This window comes from Microbacterium sp. Z11_20, from assembly GCF_057197605.1.
This window is the reverse complement of sequence record NZ_JBXVOQ010000003.1, coordinates 1-18,318: the sequence shown is the minus strand read 5'-3', so window position 1 is coordinate 18,318 and position 18,318 is coordinate 1. Positions and strand designations below refer to the sequence as shown.

General features: G+C 68.2%; 18 protein-coding genes. 5 read left to right on the top strand and 13 right to left on the bottom strand.

What is annotated here, in order from left to right:
- Positions 1–143: 143 nt before the first annotated feature.
- Both AC2DFQ_RS08200 and AC2DFQ_RS08195 read left to right on the top strand, forming a co-directional pair.
- Positions 144–1,331, top strand: coding sequence for an FAD-dependent oxidoreductase (locus AC2DFQ_RS08200; RefSeq protein WP_484510246.1), 1,188 nt, complete (start codon positions 144–146; stop codon positions 1,329–1,331).
- Positions 1,332–1,335: 4 nt separating this feature from the next.
- Positions 1,336–2,229 (top strand): fumarylacetoacetate hydrolase family protein, encoded by an 894-nt coding sequence (locus AC2DFQ_RS08195; protein WP_484510245.1) that lies wholly within the window; start codon positions 1,336–1,338, stop codon positions 2,227–2,229.
- An 89-nt stretch (positions 2,230–2,318) separates the two neighbouring features.
- Here AC2DFQ_RS08195 and AC2DFQ_RS08190 read toward each other — a convergent pair whose 3' ends face one another.
- From AC2DFQ_RS08190 to AC2DFQ_RS08170, 5 genes are all read right to left on the bottom strand, one after another.
- Positions 2,319–3,806, bottom strand: a complete 1,488-nt coding sequence (locus AC2DFQ_RS08190; RefSeq protein WP_484510244.1) for an aldehyde dehydrogenase family protein — start codon at positions 3,804–3,806, stop codon at positions 2,319–2,321.
- A 61-nt stretch (positions 3,807–3,867) separates the two neighbouring features.
- Entirely contained in the window at positions 3,868–4,851 is a 984-nt protein-coding gene (locus AC2DFQ_RS08185; protein ID WP_484510243.1) for an ABC transporter substrate-binding protein, read from the bottom strand.
- Between the two features lie 26 nt (positions 4,852–4,877).
- Positions 4,878–5,678 carry an ABC transporter ATP-binding protein gene (locus AC2DFQ_RS08180; RefSeq protein ID WP_484510242.1) on the bottom strand — a complete coding sequence of 267 codons (801 nt, stop codon included), beginning with the start codon at positions 5,676–5,678 and terminating at the stop codon, positions 4,878–4,880.
- A complete protein-coding gene (locus tag AC2DFQ_RS08175; protein WP_484533552.1) occupies positions 5,671–6,480 on the bottom strand; it encodes an ABC transporter permease in 810 nt (269 codons plus the stop codon). The genes AC2DFQ_RS08180 and AC2DFQ_RS08175 overlap by 8 nt, the downstream gene beginning before the upstream one ends.
- Positions 6,477–7,325 (bottom strand): ABC transporter permease, encoded by an 849-nt coding sequence (locus tag AC2DFQ_RS08170; RefSeq protein ID WP_484533551.1) that lies wholly within the window; start codon positions 7,323–7,325, stop codon positions 6,477–6,479. The genes AC2DFQ_RS08175 and AC2DFQ_RS08170 overlap by 4 nt, the downstream gene beginning before the upstream one ends.
- A gap of 145 nt (positions 7,326–7,470) precedes the next feature.
- On the opposite strand from AC2DFQ_RS08170, the gene AC2DFQ_RS08165 reads away from it, so the two are divergent.
- Positions 7,471–8,694 (top strand): MFS transporter, encoded by a 1,224-nt coding sequence (locus AC2DFQ_RS08165; RefSeq protein ID WP_484533550.1) that lies wholly within the window; start codon positions 7,471–7,473, stop codon positions 8,692–8,694.
- 4 nt (positions 8,695–8,698) lie between these two features.
- On the opposite strand, the gene AC2DFQ_RS08160 is transcribed toward AC2DFQ_RS08165, so the two are convergent.
- Genes AC2DFQ_RS08160 through AC2DFQ_RS08145 form a run of 4 tightly spaced genes read right to left on the bottom strand, consistent with a single transcriptional unit; the run spans position 8,699 to position 12,247 of the window.
- Positions 8,699–9,676 carry a substrate-binding domain-containing protein gene (locus tag AC2DFQ_RS08160; protein ID WP_484510238.1) on the bottom strand — a complete coding sequence of 326 codons (978 nt, stop codon included), beginning with the start codon at positions 9,674–9,676 and terminating at the stop codon, positions 8,699–8,701.
- Positions 9,673–10,818, bottom strand: coding sequence for a zinc-binding dehydrogenase (locus AC2DFQ_RS08155; RefSeq protein WP_484533549.1), 1,146 nt, complete (start codon positions 10,816–10,818; stop codon positions 9,673–9,675). Before AC2DFQ_RS08155 ends, AC2DFQ_RS08160 begins: the two co-directional genes overlap by 4 nt.
- Before the next feature lie 3 nt (positions 10,819–10,821).
- Complete coding sequence (locus AC2DFQ_RS08150) at positions 10,822–11,346, bottom strand: flavin reductase family protein (protein ID WP_484510236.1); 525 nt, start codon at positions 11,344–11,346, stop codon at positions 10,822–10,824.
- Between the two features lie 46 nt (positions 11,347–11,392).
- Positions 11,393–12,247, bottom strand: a complete 855-nt coding sequence (locus AC2DFQ_RS08145; RefSeq protein ID WP_484533548.1) for an IclR family transcriptional regulator — start codon at positions 12,245–12,247, stop codon at positions 11,393–11,395.
- A gap of 153 nt (positions 12,248–12,400) precedes the next feature.
- On the opposite strand from AC2DFQ_RS08145, the gene AC2DFQ_RS08140 reads away from it, so the two are divergent.
- Both AC2DFQ_RS08140 and AC2DFQ_RS08135 read left to right on the top strand, forming a co-directional pair.
- Positions 12,401–13,543: an LLM class flavin-dependent oxidoreductase gene (locus AC2DFQ_RS08140; protein ID WP_484510234.1), complete on the top strand. Its 1,143-nt coding sequence runs from the start codon at positions 12,401–12,403 to the stop codon at positions 13,541–13,543.
- Positions 13,540–14,499: a helix-turn-helix domain-containing protein gene (locus tag AC2DFQ_RS08135; protein WP_484510233.1), complete on the top strand. Its 960-nt coding sequence runs from the start codon at positions 13,540–13,542 to the stop codon at positions 14,497–14,499. The genes AC2DFQ_RS08140 and AC2DFQ_RS08135 overlap by 4 nt, the downstream gene beginning before the upstream one ends.
- Positions 14,500–14,520: 21 nt before the next feature.
- On the opposite strand, the gene AC2DFQ_RS08130 is transcribed toward AC2DFQ_RS08135, so the two are convergent.
- The 4 genes from AC2DFQ_RS08130 to AC2DFQ_RS08115 form a co-directional block, all read right to left on the bottom strand.
- Positions 14,521–15,270: an SDR family oxidoreductase gene (locus AC2DFQ_RS08130; protein WP_484510232.1), complete on the bottom strand. Its 750-nt coding sequence runs from the start codon at positions 15,268–15,270 to the stop codon at positions 14,521–14,523.
- Between the two features lie 149 nt (positions 15,271–15,419).
- The gene (locus AC2DFQ_RS08125; RefSeq protein ID WP_484510231.1) at positions 15,420–16,352 is read right to left on the bottom strand and encodes an AraC family transcriptional regulator; all 933 of its coding nucleotides are present in this window, start codon (positions 16,350–16,352) and stop codon (positions 15,420–15,422) included.
- A gap of 6 nt (positions 16,353–16,358) precedes the next feature.
- A complete protein-coding gene (gshB, locus tag AC2DFQ_RS08120; RefSeq protein WP_484533547.1) occupies positions 16,359–17,333 on the bottom strand; it encodes a glutathione synthase in 975 nt (324 codons plus the stop codon).
- Positions 17,334–17,369: 36 nt separating this feature from the next.
- Positions 17,370–18,041 (bottom strand): glutathione S-transferase family protein, encoded by a 672-nt coding sequence (locus AC2DFQ_RS08115; protein WP_484510229.1) that lies wholly within the window; start codon positions 18,039–18,041, stop codon positions 17,370–17,372.
- Between the last annotated feature and the right edge of the window lie 277 nt (positions 18,042–18,318).

The following is an 18,318-nucleotide window of genomic DNA, read 5'->3' as shown; positions in this document are numbered from 1 at the left end:
GCAGTGCACACGGATGATCTGAACCAGGAGCCGGGACCGCACCGCAGGGACTCGGCTCCTTCCTCAGCGATCACTTCGACGCTTGCGTTCGACGGACGGGAGCACCTACAGTTCTCCGTATACGTACTAATGGAGGTCGATAGATGCGCGATACCGATGTCGTCGTCGTCGGGGGTGGGATCGGCGGGATGGGGACCGCCCTTGCGCTCGCCCGTGCCGGCCTGAGCGTGCGGGTCCTCGAACGCGCCCCCGAATTCCGCGAGGTGGGGGCCGGCCTCCAGGTGGGTCCCAACGCCGTTCGCGCCCTGGACCGATTGGGAGTGCTCGATGAGATCACCGACCTCGCCGTCTTCCCCCAGGTCGGTCGGATCTCCGACGCGCTCACCGGCGACGAGCTCACACGGATCGATTTCCAGGAGCCGATGGTGGCTCGGTTCGGTTATCCCTATCTCGTACTCCACCGCAACGACGTGCTGACCGTTCTCCTCAATGCGTGCATGCAGCACGAGCGGATCGAGCTGCTCACCGGCAAGGAAGTCGTAGCCGTCGAGACATCGGAGACGTCGGCGCACGTCGCCTGCTCCGACGGTCAGGTGTACCGGGCGAAGCTCCTCGTGGGTGCCGACGGCCTTCGATCCGTCGTGCGGACCCTCATCCGTGTCGATGAGCCGGTCTTCAGCGGGTACGTCGCGTATCGCGGCACCGTTCCGGTCTCCGAGCTGCCCTACGAGGATCGGGTCGACGACGTCCTCCTGTGGGTGGGCCCAGACCTCCACCTCATGCAGTACCCCGTCCGACGCGGTGAGCTCTACAACCAGGTCGCGGTCTTCCGCAGCCACCGTCATGCCGATGGTCGGGACGACTGGGGAAGCCCCGAGGAACTGCTGGAGCGATTCTCGGGGACCTGCGCCGCGGTCCGGCGCGCCCTTCCGATCGTGGCTCAGGCCCGGGCGTACCCCAACTTCGACAAGGACCCGATCGACAGCTTCGTCGGAGAGCGCGTCGTCCTGATCGGCGACGCCGCGCATCCGATGCTGCAATACCTCGGGCAGGGCGCCTGCCAGGCGCTGGAGGATGGACTGGAGCTCGCCGCACAGCTGGGCGGCTCGGCGGACGATCCTCGCGACGCCCTCGCCCGCTACGACGCGGTGCGGGTTCCCCGCGCGACGCGGTGCCAGCGTGTGGCGCGGCCGTGGGGCCGCTCGTGGCACACCGACGACCCCATGGCGATCGCCCTGCGCAATCGCTTCTTCCAGACGCGCCGATCCGACGACTACACCGACGTCGCTTGGCTCTACGAGGACCCGTCGCCGGCGGGCCTGAAGGGATGACGAAATGAAGCTTGTCAGTTTCCGCGACCGGGACGGCTCTCGCCGCGTGGGCCGCGTGGACGGTGACTCGATCATCGCGCTCGACGTCCAGGCGACGCCCGGCATGAGCCCGATGCGAAGCCTGCTGCTCGCCCATGGCGGCGACCTGCGCGCCGTCCCGGACGGCGGGGAGCGGCTGGCGCTCGCGGACGTGGAGATCGAGGCGATCGTTCCCGATCCCTCGAAGATCGTCGCAGCGCCCGTGAACTACTTCGATCACAAGGCGGAGATGCAGGAGGACGCCCATATCGACGCGCTGGGGGTCTTCCTCAAGTCCCCCGCGTCGACTCTGGCCTCGGGTGGCATCGTGCGGCTCCCGTACACCGACCGCCGCTTCGACCAGGAGGGCGAGCTCGCCTTCGTCATCGGCGCGCCCGCCCGGCATGTCCAGCGCGCCGACGCGCTGCGGTATGTGGCGGGCTTCACGATCCTCCTCGACATGACGATGAGGGGCGGGGAAGACCGGTCGGTACGGAAGTCGTTCGACACCTTCACCCCGGTCGGTCCCTTCCTGGTGACCCCCGACGAGGCGGGGCCGTGGGACCGGATGCGCCTGCGGACATGGGTGAACGACGAGATCCGGCAGGATGCGGATCTGGCCGACCTCATCTGGGGGGTGGAAGCGGTCCTGGCCTACGCCTCCTCGGTCATGACGCTCCAGCCGGGCGACATCGTGGCGACGGGCACGCCGGCGGGAGTCGGGCAGGTGCGTTCCGGTGATGTCATCCGTGTGACCGTCTCCGGCCTCGGCGACCTCTCCGCCGTCGTGTCCGACGACGGCGCGGTCCCCTGCCCGACCCGGGGCGCCCAGCGGGGGCCCAAGCCTCCCGAGACCGTGACTCCCGTGCGCTCCCGCTAGCACGGCCGCCTGGCGCAGGCGGAGCAAAGGGTGAGCGGTGCAGCCGATGCTGCACCGCTCACCCTTTGCGTCTCGGCAGTCCGCCCTCGTCAGAGGAAGACCGTCACCGACTTCGACTGCGAGTAGCTCAAGAGCTCCTCGATGCTCTCCTCCCGACCCACGCCGGAGTTCTTCCAGCCCCCGTAGGGGAGCCCGAGGAAGTGGGGTCCGGCGCCGTTGATCCAGACGAATCCCGTCTCCAGCTCTCGGGCCGTCCGCAGAGCCGTCGTCACATCGTTCGTGAAGACGCTGCCGGTGAGCCCGTACTCGACGCTGTTCGCGATGCGGACCGCCTCGACGGGGTCGGTCCAGCGGATCACCGACACCACGGGGCCGAAGATCTCCTCCGTAGCGACCCTCGAGGCGGGGTCGACATCGAGGAACGTCGGTTCGATGAAGAGCCCGTGCGAGGCGGCCGACGGACGCCCTCCCCCGGTGAGAACCCGCGCACCGTCGTCCACGGCGCCGTCGATGTAGCCGAGCACCCGGTCGTACTGACGCTGGTTCACGATCGTGCCCTGCACGCTCGCGGGGTCAAGGGGCGACACGTACTGCCGGTCGCCCAGGCGTTCACGGACGCCTTCGATCACCGCATCCGCGATGTCATCGTGGACGAGCAGCCGCGACGTCGAGCCGCAGGACTGCCCCGACCACGTGAAGTTCATCCCCCGGATGGCCGCGTCGGCCACGGCGTTCGGGTCGGCGTCGGAGAAGGCGATGAGCGCGTTCTTGCCCCCGAGTTCGAGAGTGATGTGCTTGACCGCCACCTCGGCTGCAGCACGCTGGATCGACCGTCCCACTTTCTCGCTCCCGGTGAAGCCGATCCGGCGCACCTGAGGGTGTCGCACGAGGGCGTCGCCCGCGTCCGGGCCGTCCCCGACGACGATGTTGACGACCCCCGGCGGAAAGATCTCTGCGGCGAGGTCGGCCATCACCAGCGCGGACAGCGGAGTGGCTTCGGCCGGCTTGAGCACGACGGCATTGCCCGCCACCAGCGGGGCCGCCAGCTTGGACGCGGCGAACATGAACGGGTGATTGAAGGGGATGATCTTCCCCACGACCCCGTAGGGCTGCAGCTCGGTGAAGTGCAGGTTCGCACTGGCCGGCACCGTCTGTCCCTTCGACTCCATGGCGAGCCCGGCGTAGAAGCGAAGGCTGTCGAGGGCGAGCTGAACGTCCTGGAGCATGATCCCGATGGGCGCTCCGCCGTCGATGGCGTCCAGGACCCCGAAATCGTGCGCGCGCTCTTCGATCGCATCCGCGAAATCCTCGACGTAGCGGGCCCGGCGGGGCGCCGGGATCCGCCCCCACGCGGGGGCGGCGGCCAGCGCGGCGTCGATCGCCCGGTTGACGTCGTCCCGCGAGGCGTCGGGCACCTCGGCGATGAGCCCGCCGGAGTACGGGCTGGTGACCTCGAAGGTCTTGCCCGAACCGGCCGCCACTCGTTCGCCGCCGACAAGAAGCCGCCAGTCCCGGCTCAGGAGACGCTGGGCGCGGGCCTCGTTCTGCTCACGCGTGTTCTCGGTGTGATCGGTCATCTGTGCATCCACTCGGTCGGGCCATCGAATAAGCACGGGCGGGCCCGTCTCGGACGGACGCTCATTCCTCGAGCTCCGCCGCACGCGAGACGTCCACGTCGCCGCGCAGGAAGCCGTACTCGACGGCCGGTCCCATCCAGATCTCGAAGTCGTCCGGCGACATCTCGGAACTGATGGTGGGAAGGGTGAAGGTCTCGGCATCCGCCTCCGGGAAGTTCAAAGCGGTCACCACCGTCTGGCGAAGCGAGTCCGGGTTCTCCGCGAGGTACTCGTCCACCATGAGCATGGCCTCTCGCCACGCTTGCGCCTCGCGGGGATGCTCGTCGAGCCAGGTCCGCTTGGCGGTCCAGCAGGCGAAGGTGGGGTCATCGCCGATCGCCGCGATCGGGTCCGCCTCCAGCACCGGAAGCCCGGCGCTCTTCATCTGGCTGTTGAACGGCTCCGCAGCCAGAGCGGCGTCGACCTGGCCCGACTCCAGGGCCGCGCGATGCTCCGCGAAGCCGAGTGCGACGAACTCGATGCGCGACGGGTCCGCGCCATCCTCGGCCGCCCAGGCCTCCACGACGAGCTGGGCGATATTGCCGAGCGTGTTCACGGCTACCGTGCGCCCTTCCAGATCGGCGCCGCTGCGGATCTCGTCCGCCGCATCCGGGGCGAGGAGCACGCTCTGCGTATCCGTCCCCTTGAAGATGCCGTTCAGGCAGGTGAGGTCGAGTCCCTGCTCCAGCCCCTGGAGCAGGGACAGCAGGTTCACGTTTCCGATCTGCATCGAGCCGGACTCCAGAGCAGGAACGAGCGCGGAGCCGCCGGCGAGCGTCTCCACCGTCACGTCCAGGCCCACCTCATCGAAGAATCCCTGTTCAAGGGCCACGTAGGGGGCTGTGATGTCGGCGGCCGGGGCTGCGCCCACGACGATGGGCGCGAGCGCGGACTCCCCGTCGCCGCCGCTGGGCGCCGGCTCGGATGCAGCGCATGCGGTTATGGCGACGAGTACGGGGACGGCGAGTGCGGCGGACGTCCAACGCCCGCGAGACGAGATGTTCATACGGCCTACTCCTCTTCGAGTGATATTCAGGCGATGCGCTGCGGGGAGCCGGTGTCGTCGGAGGGCGCAGCGCTGACGCCCTCGATCAGCTGGAAGGCTTCTTCCCGGATCTGTTGGAACCGGGGCAGAACCTTGGTCGTGAGCTGGTTGCGCGGCCGCGGCAGATCGACGACGAACTCTTTGCGCAGCCGACTGGGCCGCGGCGAGAGCACGAAGAGTCGATCGGCGAGATAGACGGCCTCCTCGATGTCGTGCGTGACGAAGACGCACGTGAAGGGGGTCTCTGTCCAGATGTCCAGGAGCAGCTGCTCGAGGTGGATCTTCGTCAGCGCATCGACGGACGCGAACGGCTCGTCCATGATGACCAGGCCTGCCTCGGCTGCCAGCGCTCTGGCGATCGCGCACCGCTGCTGCATCCCCCCGGACACCTGCCAGGGGTAGAGCGACATCGAATCCGTGAGCCCGACCCGGTCGAGGGCGTGCCTCGCTCGCTCGCCGGCGGCCGGCCGAGGGACCCCGTGCAGCGCGAACCGGACGTTCTCTTCGAGGGTCATCCAGGGGTACAGGCTGCGGTTGTACTCCTGAAAGACCACCGCGACGTCGGCGGGCACACCCTGCACGGGACGCCCGTCGATCGTCACGGACCCCGACGAGGGGGCCATGAGCCCCGAGAGACAGCGCAGCAGTGTGGTCTTTCCCGCTCCGGATGGACCGAGGACGACGCCGAACTCTCCTTCGGCGATGTGCAGGTCGAGGCCGTCGATGACTTTGCGGCCGCCGAAGGCCTTCACGAGACCGTCGGCGTGAAGGGCGACAGGATTAGGCAAGGTTTCCTCCTTGGAAGGCCGGGTGCCATTTCAGAACACGACGTTCGACGGCGACGAAGATGGTGTCGAAGATCCACCCCAGCAACGCGAGGAGCAGGACGGCCCCGTACGTTCCGCTGACGTCGAAGGTCTGCTGGGCGAAGTTCATCCGGTAGCCCAGCCCTTCGCTGGATGCCAGCACCTCCGAGACGACCATCAGGATGAGCGAGATGCTCAAGGCGGTCCGCAGGCCGGCCATGATCGTGGGGAGGCATGCGGGAAGAATGACACGGGAAAGGCGCACCCCGTAGGGCGTGCGGGCTGCGCGCGCGACCTCCAGGTACATCGGATCGATGCGACGAGCGCCGTCGAAGGTGTTGAGGAGCACGGGCCAGAATGCACCGAAGACGATCACGGAGATGACCAGCTGCGGACCGAGACCCAGGACGAGCAGCGCGACGGGCACGATCAACGCGGGCGGGATCGATCTCATGAAGGAGATGAGGGGATGCACCCACGCGTCGAGGCGACGAAGGCTCCCCAGAATGAGTCCGACGACCACGCCCAGGACTCCCGCGATGGCGAACCCGACGATCACGCGGACGATCGAGGGGAGGACATCCTCGACCAGGGACGGCCCCGTGAGATACCCGATCATCGACTCGAGCGCGCGTGTGAACGTCGTCGTCGAGGATGTCGCCGAGACGGTCGCCGCGACCTGCCACAGGATGAGCAGCGCGGCCAGGACCAACCATCCGATGCCGAGCTTGAGCCCCCGGATGCCGATGACACCCGATCGCCGCGGGACGGACGCCGTCGTCATGATTCGACCTTCCGGTTGTCGGGGCTCCAGCCCAGGGCGCGATGCTGGATCACACCGATGAGTCCCGTCACCGCGACTCCGAGCAGACCTCCCCATACGATGCCCGCATATCCCGCGGCCACCTGGGCACTCCCCCGGGACTGCAGGATGAAGCCCCCCAGCCCCGCGCTGCCGACGATCAGCTCGGTGGACACGGTGATCACCAGGCCGATTCCGGCTGCCACCCTGATGCCCGTCACCACGCCCGGGAGGACGGCGACCATCGACACACGGAAGAAGATGTGCAGTCGGTTGTACCCCAGCACCCGCGCGGTCTCGGCGTACTGCTCCGGCAGCTCGCGAAACGCGTAGAGCGTGTTGAAGAGGACGGGCCACACGCATCCGAAGACGACGAGCGAGAGCACCATCGCCGGCCGCAGCCCGAACGCGAGGACGGCGACCGGAACGAGCGCGATCGCGGGCACGGTACGCAGGAAGCTGATCACGACGCTCGAGCCGGCGCGCACCCACGACGAGGCTCCCGCCACCGATCCCCAGACGACGCCGAGGACGATCGCCGCGAGAAGACCCCCGAGCCAGGCGAACAGCGTCGGCGCAAGCACCCGCGCCCAGGTTCCGTTCGCGAAGCCCTCACCGAAGGCGCGGGCGATGTCCGCGATCGACGGCACATAGGCCGGGGGAAGGATGTTCAGAACGCGAAGCAGCTCCCACAGAAGAGCCGCGCAGACGAATCCGCCCGCGCCCTTGAGGACGGCGATGAGGCCCCGCGGAACGGTGCGCGACGCGACCTGCTCGGTCGGCGCCGCATCCGGCGACCGCCTCTCGATCACATCAGCGGGACTCATCACTTCCTCCTCGAAGTTACTCCGTACACGTAGCATTAGACTATGCAGCATCCTGCTGGATGCGTCAAGCCCCAGGGGGTTGCTGACCACCAAGGATCGGGTATTTGATCCGTGTACGTAGTGGATGCCGGCCAGAGAGGATGACATGGGCTCGCCCCGTAAGCCGTTCGACGCCCGCTTTCTCGCTGCGCTCACCATCGGGCCGGCGCTGAACCCGCTGAACTCGACGATGGTGGCCGTTGCCCTCCAGCCGGTGGCAACCGCACTCGACGTGCCGCTGCGCTCCACGGTCTGGCTGGTCATCTCGTTGTACGTCGCCTCGGCGATCGCGCTGCCCACCCTGGGAGCCCTCGCAGATCGCATCGGGCCGAGACGGGTCTATGTCGCCGGGCTGGCGACCGTGATCGCGGGGGCGGTGATCCCCACCATCTGGCCCACGCTGGAGGCGGCGGTCACCGCGCGAGCCCTTCTGGGGGTGGGTACCTCCGCGGCCATCCCCTCGGCCCTCGCGATGATCGCCCAGCAGGCCGAGCGATCGGAGCGGCCGGCGCCGCCTGCGGCGCTGGCCACCGTCTCGGTGTCGGCACTGGTGGCGACGGCCGTCGGACCGACGGTGGCCGGGCCGCTCATCCTGGTCTTCGGCTGGCAGTCGATCTTCTGGGCGAACATCCCGCTGGCTGCGATCGGATGCCTGATGGCATGGCGGTGGTTGCCACCGGACTGGCGGAGAGCTCGCTCGCATCCCCCCATCGCGAGCGACCGGTCCCCCCTCGATGCGCCCGCGCCGCAGGGCGAGCGCGCGTGGGCGCCCCTGGCACGCACCTACGCACGCATCGTGCTGATCTTCACCGGCGTGTACACGTTCGTCTTCGGATTCGTCCCGTGGATACAGGGCCCGTACGGTCTGGACGTCGCGGCGAGCGGGCTCGTACAGCTACCTTTCGCCCTCGCATCCATCGGCTGCGGCTTCGCGCTCGCGCGCGTTCGCCGCATCCGGGTGCTCCTCATCCTGGCGACGGTCAGTGCGATCGTCGGGTCCCTCGTCCTCTCGCTCCTGCACGACGATTCACCGCTCTGGGTGGTGCTGGTCGCGTCGACCGTTCTCGGGCTCGCTCAGGGCCTCGGCTTCGGCGCGACCCAGAACTCTCTGTACCTCCAGGCCCCCGCGGGCAAGACCGGACGCGTGGCCGGCATCGGCCGCACCTTCATGTACGCCGGCGCTGCCACTTCCGCGTGGCTGATCGGCAGCGCGTACGGCGATACTCCGACGACGGCCGGCTTGCACGTCCTCGCGTACGCGATGATCGCCTGCGCAGCGGCGGCGCTCGTGCTCACGGTGGCCGACCGCCGGCTCCCCCGCCACTACTGATGCGTCAGATGATGGCGCGAGCCGATCCGCCGATGGTGGGGAAGAGCTCCTCGAGCGACAGCTGCCGGCCCGTCAAACCCTGACGATGCAGATACCGGGTGGCCGTTTCCAGCACTCCGCGGTTGGCCTCCACGCCATACGGCCAGTAGTCCTCGCCCATCACGTCGCGCGTCCGATCTGCCTCACTGAAGGCGAAGGGCAGAGCCACCGCGAGCGACCCGCCCGAGCCGAGGGCCCCGAGCGCGAGGTTCTTCGCACTCTCGAACGCATCCTGAAGCGCGCCGGGGAGCCATCGGTGGCGCTCGGCCACGTCCTTGCGCACCGCGAAGACGTGCATGATCGGGAAGATCGAGGTTCGCCGGAAGTAGTCCGCCTCGACCGTGGACGGGTCCGCCCACAACCGCCGCATCCGTCCCTCGCCGGCACCCGTAGGCGGATACGGCGAGTACAGAGCATCGATCGTCCCGTCCGCCAGGGCTTCTGACAGCGATCCGCGAGCGAGCGGGGCGATCTCCACGCCGGGGGGTGCCACCGGGATCTTCTCCGACCGGCCGTGGGCTCGAAGGCCCCCGGTGCGGTACGAGACGCTGTCGTGCGGGACCCCGTACTCGTCCTCCAGCATTCCGCGGATCCACACGGCCGCCGTCATCTGGTACTCGGGGACCCCGACGATCTTTCCGGCCAGATCCGCCGGCTCACGGATGCCGGCATCCTCTCCCACCCAGATTCCGTTGTGCCGGAACGCTCGCGACGGAAACGCCGGCAGAGCGACATAGGCGGCCTCGCCCCGGTCGACGGAGACGGCGTACGACGACAGTGACAGTTCGGTGACGTCGAACTCCGCCGACCGGAACGCCCGCAGGAAGATCTCCTCCACGGGCAGGAGGAGGGTGGTGAGGTTGACACCCGGAACGCGCACGCGACCGTCCGCGATCGCGGCGATGCGGTCGGTCGCATTCGCCGCCACGGAGATCTCGATCATTCGCTTCCTCCTGCAGGGTCGGCGTGGACGGCCGAACGACCCGGGACGATGACCGGCTTGATCTCCGCGCCCGAGCGGATCGCCGACAACGCGTCGTCCACCTCGTTGAGACCGTACTCCGACCCCAGCAGGGCGGAGAAGTCGAACCTGTCCGCGTGGGTGACGGCGAAGTCGAAGGCGCGCCAGTAGTGCGAAACGTCGGCGCTGACGGAGCCCACGAGAGTGATCTGATCGAGGTTGATCCGCGTCGCCGGGATCTGGGCGGGAACCGGATCGGTCTGACCGACCACGAGGTAGCGCCCGCCTCGACGGACGAGACCCAGCCCTTCCTCGACGGCGAACCTGCTCCCCGCCGCCTCGACGACCAGGTCGGCGCCGCGACCGTCGGTCCACTCGCGCACCCATTCCGCCCGCTCCTGTGCCGACGACGATTCGAGATCGAGGGTCTCCACCGCCCCCCACGAGGTCGCGATGTCCAATCGGCGGCGGGGCGCGCCGATGACGGCGACTTCGCGTGCGCCGCTGCCCAGGGCGTAGGCGAGTGCGTACAGCCCCACCGCTCCGCTGCCTTGGACGAGGACGCGGTCGAGCGGTTCGACTCCCCCGGCCCGCTCGAACGCGTGCACGACCGTGCGGAACGCGCAGGTCAGTGACGCCGCAACGGCGTCGGGGAGCGCGTCGGGGACGCGCACGATTCGGCACGCGGGCATGACGTACGCGTAGCGGCTGTAGCCCCCCGTGACGAAGGGGAACACATCGGCAGGACCCCATCCGTACTGGCGCGCCCGGGCGCATAACGTCGGCTGCTTGGCGATCGCGCACCAGTAGCACTCGCCGCACCATGCGTAGGACCAGGCGATCCGGTCACCGACACGCACGCGGCCGCCTGCCACATCCCACCGACCGGCCGATCCGATGGCGACGACGCGCCCGATGATCTCGTGTCCGAGGAGCACCGGAAGGTGGGATGCGCCGCCGTCGAAGTCGCCCGCATGGATGTGCACGTCGGTTCCGCACATGGTGGTTGCGAGCACTTCGACGATGACGGCCGTGGGCTCGGGGTCGGGGACCTCGAGTTCGGAGACCTCGACGGGCCGGCCGTACTCCACGAGGAGCGCGGCCGCACTGGTGGCGAAGCTCATGGCTCAGGCGAAGTCGAGAGGGCTCAGCGCGTGGAAGGAGGAGCGATGGAAGATCAGGGGATCAAGGTCTTCTTCGACGTCCAGGCCGTGGATGCGCAGGACGATCAGGAGGTGATCACCGGCCTCGTGCTCGTGCTCCAGGGACGTGTTGAAGGTCGCGATCGAACCATCCAGCACCACCGCGCCGCCGCCCTCGAGCACCTCGTACTCGACGCCGGCGAAACGATCCCCCGACTTGGACGCGAGCTGACGCACGATGGGGCTCTGCGACTGCGAGAGAACGGAGATCCCGAGACGCTCCGCCGCACGTAGCTGCGGCCAGGTGCGGGATTCCCGCATCACGGCGAATGCCACCAGGGGCGGATCCAGCGAGATCCCCACTTGAAGCGAGGCGACGACGAATCCGGTCACCTGTGCGTCGACCTCGGCGCAGACCGCCGCCAAGCCCGAGGGAAATTGCGCGAAGACCCGTCTGAGCCGGCCGTCGTCGAAGATCGTGTGGAACTCCGTGCTCTTTCGCGGTGCCATCATCTCGCCTTTCGCCTACGTGATCTCGCCCTTCGCCTGCTCGCGCTCAGCGTGACCTCCTCGGCCCGCCGGCGTCGAGGAGCTTCCCGCCATGCGGCAAAGTTCCCTCTTCGACCCCGTCGGGGTGGCGGGTGCGCGCCGCCACTCGGGCGACCCGGTCCAGCGCCGGCCCCGCGTGGGCGAGGACTTCACCGAGCTTTGCGGCGAGATCGGCGGTGGAGCCGGGCGAGAACCGGATGCTCGGCAGCACGACGGCGAGCGCCGCCGGGGTGCCCGCGCCCAGCGACGACAGCGGGACGGCGACGGCTGAGATCCCCTCCTCCGCGTCGCCGTGGTTGATGGCGACACCCCGCTCACGCACCACGTTGAGCTCCGAGAGGAGGCGTCGCAGATCCTCGCTTCCCGCCCGCTCGTGCCGGTCGCGGCGATACCTGTCGACGACGGCCGCGTCGTCGAACTGAGAGAGAGCGGCCTTGCCCCCTGCTGTGAGACGCGCGGGCAGAACCATGCCCTCCTGATCGCTGACGCGCAAGCGACGACTGGCCTCGACCGTCGCGACGACACGCCACCGCGTCTCGACCAGGATGCCGAGACTCATCGTCTCCCCGATATCCGAGGCGAACCGCGCCATGTCAGGCAGGACAGCGTCGCGCAGCGAGAGCAGCGGGTGTTCGCTCGCTGTGAGGGTCAGGGCGGGGCCGGGCGTGTACACCCTGCTTTCGTCCTGGAGAGCGAACCCGCGCCGCACGAGGCTGGTGAGCAGCCGGTGACTGGCCGACGTCGATACCTCGAGGGCGGCCGCAGCCTCCACGACGCCGATGTGTCCCTGATCCCGCAGGAGGTGAAGGAGGCGGAGGGCGTTGTCGACGGATTTGAGCACCCCCGGGCCATCGTTGGTCATGGGGGGATCGTAGGCGTCTCCCGCACGATCCGCGAGACAAAAATGCGTATACGGAGTGAGGCGGGAAAATTCTCTTTCCCATACCTGCACTCCGAATGCTACGGTAACCGTCCGTATACGTCTTATATTTTCCCCGCGGTCGAGGAGGACACGATGGCGAGAACCGATAGCAGGAGCGAGCAGTTGCGCGCGGCGAAGCATCCGGTCGTGAACGACCGAGCCCTGAAGCTGGGGACGTTCTCGACGAATCTCAGCGGCGGATGTGCGATCTCCACCGCTGAGGGTGTCTTGGAAGCGGACTGGGACAGCACGGTCGAACTGGCCCGGCTCGGAGACGCGATGGAGTTCGAGGCGCTCGTTCCCGTCGGCCGGTGGCGCGGATTCGGCGGCGAGACCGACTTCAACGGCGCAGGGTTCGAGTGCTTCACGTGGGCGGCGGGCGTGTCCGCCTCCACCGAGCGTGCGGGGGTGTTCGTCACGTCGCACGTGCCGACGATTCACCCGGTGATGGCGGCCAAGCAGGCCACCACGATCGACCACATCTCCGGGGGGCGATTCGCGCTGAACATCGTCACGGGGTGGAACGCACCGGAGATCGAGATGTTCGGCGCCCCGCTGCTTCCCCATGACCAGCGCTATGAGGTCGCTCAGGAGTGGGTGGACATCGTCCGCAATCTGTGGACGCGCGACGAGCCGTTCAGTTTCGAAGGACAGCACTTCACCGTCACCGATGCCCTCCTGAAGCCGCGGCCCGTTCAAGACCCGCACCCCGTCCTCATGAACGCCGGCAGCTCGTCGGCGGGGCGGCACTTCGGGGCGCGCAACTGCGACGTCGCCTTTGTCAGCACCGACATCGGGCAGCACTCCATCGAGGGCATCAAGGCGAAGGTGGACGACTTCAAGCGTCTCGCGCGAGAGGAATACGGCCGCGAGATCCAGGTGTGGATCAACGCGTACGTGGTGCACGGCGACACGGATGCCGACGCCCGCTCCTACCTCGACTACTACGTGAACCAGAAGGGCGACTGGGTCGCCGCGAACAATCTCGTGACCAACATGATCGCGACGAGCACGTCTTTTGCGCCGGAGACGTTGCGGGAGATGCAGTTCCACTTCATCGCCGGATGGGCGGGCTACCCGATCGTGGGAGATACCGAGCACATCGTCGATACGCTCGCGGCGCTGTCGACGACCGGCGTGGATGGCATCCTGCTGTCGTGGCCGCGGTACGTCCAGGACATGGGGCGATTTCACGAAGAGGTGTACCCGCTCCTGGTCCAGGCCGGCTTGCGGTGACGCTGTCCACTCCCCGCTCCGACGACGCGAAGGGGCGTCCACTGCGATCCTCCGAGTCCCCTGCCGATTGGGAGACGCGGCTGTTCACGAGCGACGGCCACGCCTCGTGGCGCGATGTGCGCGTTGCGGAGTTCGCTCACCCCCCGAACGCGGAAGATGCGCGCCTCGAGGCTTCCGATCGCTTCAAGGTCGTCCTCGTCACCCAGGGGGAGGCGTCCATCCAGTCGCTCACTCCGTTCAACCGCCGCGCGTTCTACGTGCCCGGAAGGTTGGGCATGACCCCCGCGGGCCGGGCGCCCCACCTGCGCTGGACGTCCGCGCTCCCCCTCGGGCTGCGGACGATACACGCCGAGTTCCCCCAAGGGCTTTTCGCTGAACCGCTGGGAGGCGACACGGCGTTCTCCGCGGACGAGCTACCCGATCTTCTCGCGACGAACGACCCGCTCCTGGAGGCCTGTGTCCGCGCACTCGATCGAGCAGCTCGTGAGGGAGCCGATGCTCTCTACGCCGAGTCGGCCGCCCGGTTCATGGCCGTCCACATTCTCGCTCGCCACAGCACCAGGCGCCTGCAGGAGCCGGGACCACAAGCCTCCGACTTCAGCGCCGTGATCGAGTACATCAGAACCGACCCCGGCGCCCCGATCTCGCTCAGCGACCTCGCGACGATCGCCGGGCTCAGCGTGTATCACTTCTCCCGCGCGTTCCGTCGCGCCGTCGGGCAGACGCCGTGGCAGTACGTGCTGGACAGCCGCCTGTCCGCCGCCTGCGCGGCGTTGCGCCAGACGGATGAGAGCGTCGCCGCGGTCGCGGTGCGTGCAGGATTCGCCACGCCCTCGCATTTCACGGCGGCGTTCCGCCGGCGCTACGGTGTGACGCCCAGCGTGTTCCGACGGGAGTTCCGGACGACCCCTGCGGCCGACCCGGACGCGCAGGGCTCCGCCGTGGCGTCCGGGTAGGAGGCGAGGACGCGAGGTCCATCACCTCGTTGTGAATCCGCCGTTCACGAAGAACGTCTGGCCGCTGGCCCACCGGCCATCGGTCAACAGGAAGTGGAACCACGGGACGACGTCCTCGATGCGCGTGAGCCGGCCCTCCATCACCAGGCTGCTGACCAGTTCGGCTTCGCCTTCATGCGCGGCGTTCCAGAAGAAGGAGGTATCCATCGGCCCCGGCGCGACGTTGTTGACCGAGATCCTCCGGCCGGCCAATTCCTTCGCGAGCGCCCGGACGTAGTGCTCGTTGGATGCCTTGGTTCCGGCGTACACCGAGTAGAGGGGCGTGAACCCGGCGACCAGAGAAGTCACGGTGTTCAGGATCCTGCCGCCCTCTTCGACCTGCCGCGCCGCGGCGCGGAGCACGAGAAACGCGGCCTTGGTGTTGACGGCGATCATCTCGTCGGCGTCCTTCTCCTCGAACGACGTCATGTTCGTGCCCACCGCACGGCCAGCGGTGTTGACCACCGCGTAGAGGCTTCCGTACGTATCCAGAGCGGTGGCGAAGACGCGATCCACCTGCGCAGAATCCGTCAGGTCGCCCTGGACGACCACCCCGGCACCACCCGAAGCCTCGACGGCTCCCGCGGTCTCTTCCGCGGCCCCGGCTGTCGCCTCACTGTTGTAGTGGATGACGACGTTCGCGCCCTCCTCTCCGATCCGGCGAGCTATCGCGCCGCCCAGATTGTTAGCGCCTCCGGTGATGATGACGGTCTTGCCTGTAAGTGTGCTCATGCGTGAACGATACGAATGAGGACGCGCACGACACCGCCCGGCTCTTGCGGGGATTCCGTCGGAATATTGCTCCCGGCGTGACGCCCCGGATCAAGCGGGGCGCCTGGCAGCGCCGGTCATACCGAGATGTGCTCCGGTGCCGCTTCGCGTCACGCGACGCCCTGCGCGGACGTCGCTCTGCTCGCCCGCATCCGGTAACGCTGCGGCGATTCCCCCACCTCGCGCTTGAAGGCGTGGGAGAAAGAGCTCTCGGAGCCGTAGCCGAACCGGGCTGCGAGAGCTGCGACAGTGGCACCCTCCTCGGTCAGCGCGCGACGCGCCAGCAGCATGCGCCACCGGGTCAGGTACGCGTGCGGGGGAACACCGGCGACAGCGCGGAAGCGCTCGGCGAGGGTGGTTCTCGACATCCGCGCAGCCTGGGCGAGATCATCCAGGGTCCACTGCTTGTCAGGGTGGGCGTGTATCGCCGCGAGCACAGGATGAAGTTGGTCATCCGCCAGGGCGCGGAGCCATCCGGGGGGCAGATGTGCCATCTGCGCGGACGCACGGATGATCTCGAGCAGCAGCAACTCGCTGTATTGACGTGCGGCGAAGGAAGCACCTGCGCTGGCATCGGAGGATTCTTCGAAGAGCAGCCTGAGACTGTGACGCATGTTCCGGGCGTGTGGGAGGCTCCCCCGGAGGCACCCCAGTGTCGGAAGCGCTTCGGACAGCAAGGCCCGGCCGGCTCGGTCGAGCTCGATGTGACCGCCCAACACGATGTCCGATCCGCTCCCATCGAGGTCGAGGTGCTCGTCGTAACCCTCAGGGGGCGCGACCTCGCGTACCGGCCCCGAACCCACCCCGCCTTCCAGTTCCAACCACTCTCGGCCATTGAGGACGGCCACGTCCCCCGCTTCCAGCTCGAGGGGCTCCGCGCCGTTCGTCCGCAGGGTGAGGCGCCCTTGAACCACGCCGATGATCTTCAGTTGATCGCAGAGCGTCGCACGGGTCATCCAACTGTTGTCCACCGCGAACGCCCCCGAGAGGGTCGCGCGCACTCGTACCAGGTCGAGCACTTCTGACACGCGGTCGGAGAGCATTTTTCATTATCCCGCGTCCTCCACCGCGGCGGCGATCCACCCGACGACGCGCTCGCTGGGCCGCTCGTCGGTCAGCAGTTCGACCTCGCGGAGCCCGGTCGGACTGGTGACGTTGACTTCGGTGAGGTGCCCGGCGATGACATCGATCCCGACCAGGGCGAGTCCGAGTCGCCGAAGCTCCGGCCGGAGGCGACGGCAGATCTCCCGATCGGAGGGCGTGACCGACGTCTCCTCCGCAACCCCGCCCAGCGCGAGGTTGGATCGGAAGTCCTCCCCGGACGCGCGGCGGTTGATCGCTCCGATCGGTTCACCGTCCAGCAGGACGATCCGCTTGTCGCCCTCCGCCGCTCCGGCCAGATACTCCTGGACGACGACCTGACGTGTCCCCTGGTCGGTCACGAGGTCGATGAGCGCAGCTCCTCCCGGGTCGCCTCTGCGCAGCATGATGATGCCCCGCCCGCCCGCCCCGTCCAGCGGCTTGGCCACCGCCAGGTCCCATTTCTCCAGCGCGGCGCGGATATCGCGGCCGTTGGCCGTGACGATCGTGTCCGGGGTGAGGTCCGGCACCGCCAGCGCCAGGAGCTTCTCGTTCCCCTCGCGGAGCCCACGCGGGTCGTTGATCACGAGCGCACCCCCGCGAACGGCGACGTCGAGAACGAACGTCGCCCGCAGGTACGCGCTGTCCACGGGCGGGTCCAGGCGCATCAGGACGGCCACGCCGGGGCCCAGATCGATCCGTTCCACCTCGCCGGCCTGCCACCAGTCCGCCGCAACCACCCAGCGGCCGTCCTGTCGCTGGGCCGGAACTACCCGAACCGGTCGCGCCCAGGCTGCCGCTCGCGTGCCGTCGATGACCAGATCGGCTGCACCGGCCGTCCACACCTCGGCGCCGAACCGTTGAGCCGCCTCCATGAGGGCCACGCTCGTGTCATGGTGTGGGGCCAGCCCCTCGATCGGGTCGATGATGAAGACGAATCGCATGACAACCCCCGGGCGCCCAGCGGTGGAATCGACGGTTCAGTTCTGGAAGTGCGCAGGGAGGGAGACCAGCATCTTCCCGCTCGCCTCCCGACCGGCCATGCGCTCGTACCAGGCGGCGACGCTGGGTCGCTGTGGCACGTTGAGCCACTCGGTACCCTCACCCTCGATGTTGGTCGCCATGAAGGCGTACAGGATGATGTCGGCCATCGTGATGTCATCGCCCGCGAGGAAGCTCTTTCCTTCGAGGTCCTGGTCGAACTGATTGAGTCCGCGTTCGGCCAGCAGCCGGTTGCTCCGCCTCGCTTCGGGCTGAAGGATGCGGTGACCGCGGTAGGCGTTCTCGGCCGCTTCGCTGCCCCGCCAATGGTTCACAAACGGGAGGACGACGTCGAGATACGCCCGTCGGGTCCACATGTGGATCACCGCTCGCTCTTGCGGTGTGTCTCCGAACAGCCGCCGTCCGCCCTGCGCGACCTCATCGAAGTAGCCGCAGATCGCCGTGATCTCGGTGATGACGCTTCCATCGTCGAGGCGGAGTGCGGGAACCTCTCCTCGCGCGTTCACCTCGGTGAGGTACGGGCGCTTGCGATTCTCGAGGCCGACGAGATCGATCGTGACCACGTCGAAGTCGAGCCCGCCGCGTTCGTGGGCGAACAGTCGCACGGTCGTGGGGTTCGGTCCCGGTGCGTTGGCGTCGTACAAGATCATGCGTGATTCTCCTCGGAGCGTTACGGCGTCGGATCGGTGACGCCGGCTCGGTCCGTGCGCGACGTCGAGCTTTCGACGCTATGGCGGCGGCCGCCGGGCCACCATGCGCGGACGTTCGCGTCTGTTGCGCGAACGTCCGCCCGGTGGCGGATCATCCGCCGGCGGCCCGCCCCGCACCGTCACGACTTGGAGGAGCTAGATGTTGCTGGCCAGAAGGTTGTTGACGTTCTGACACGAGCGACCGGAAGGCGCTCAGTTCGCGGACGGTATCTGGAGG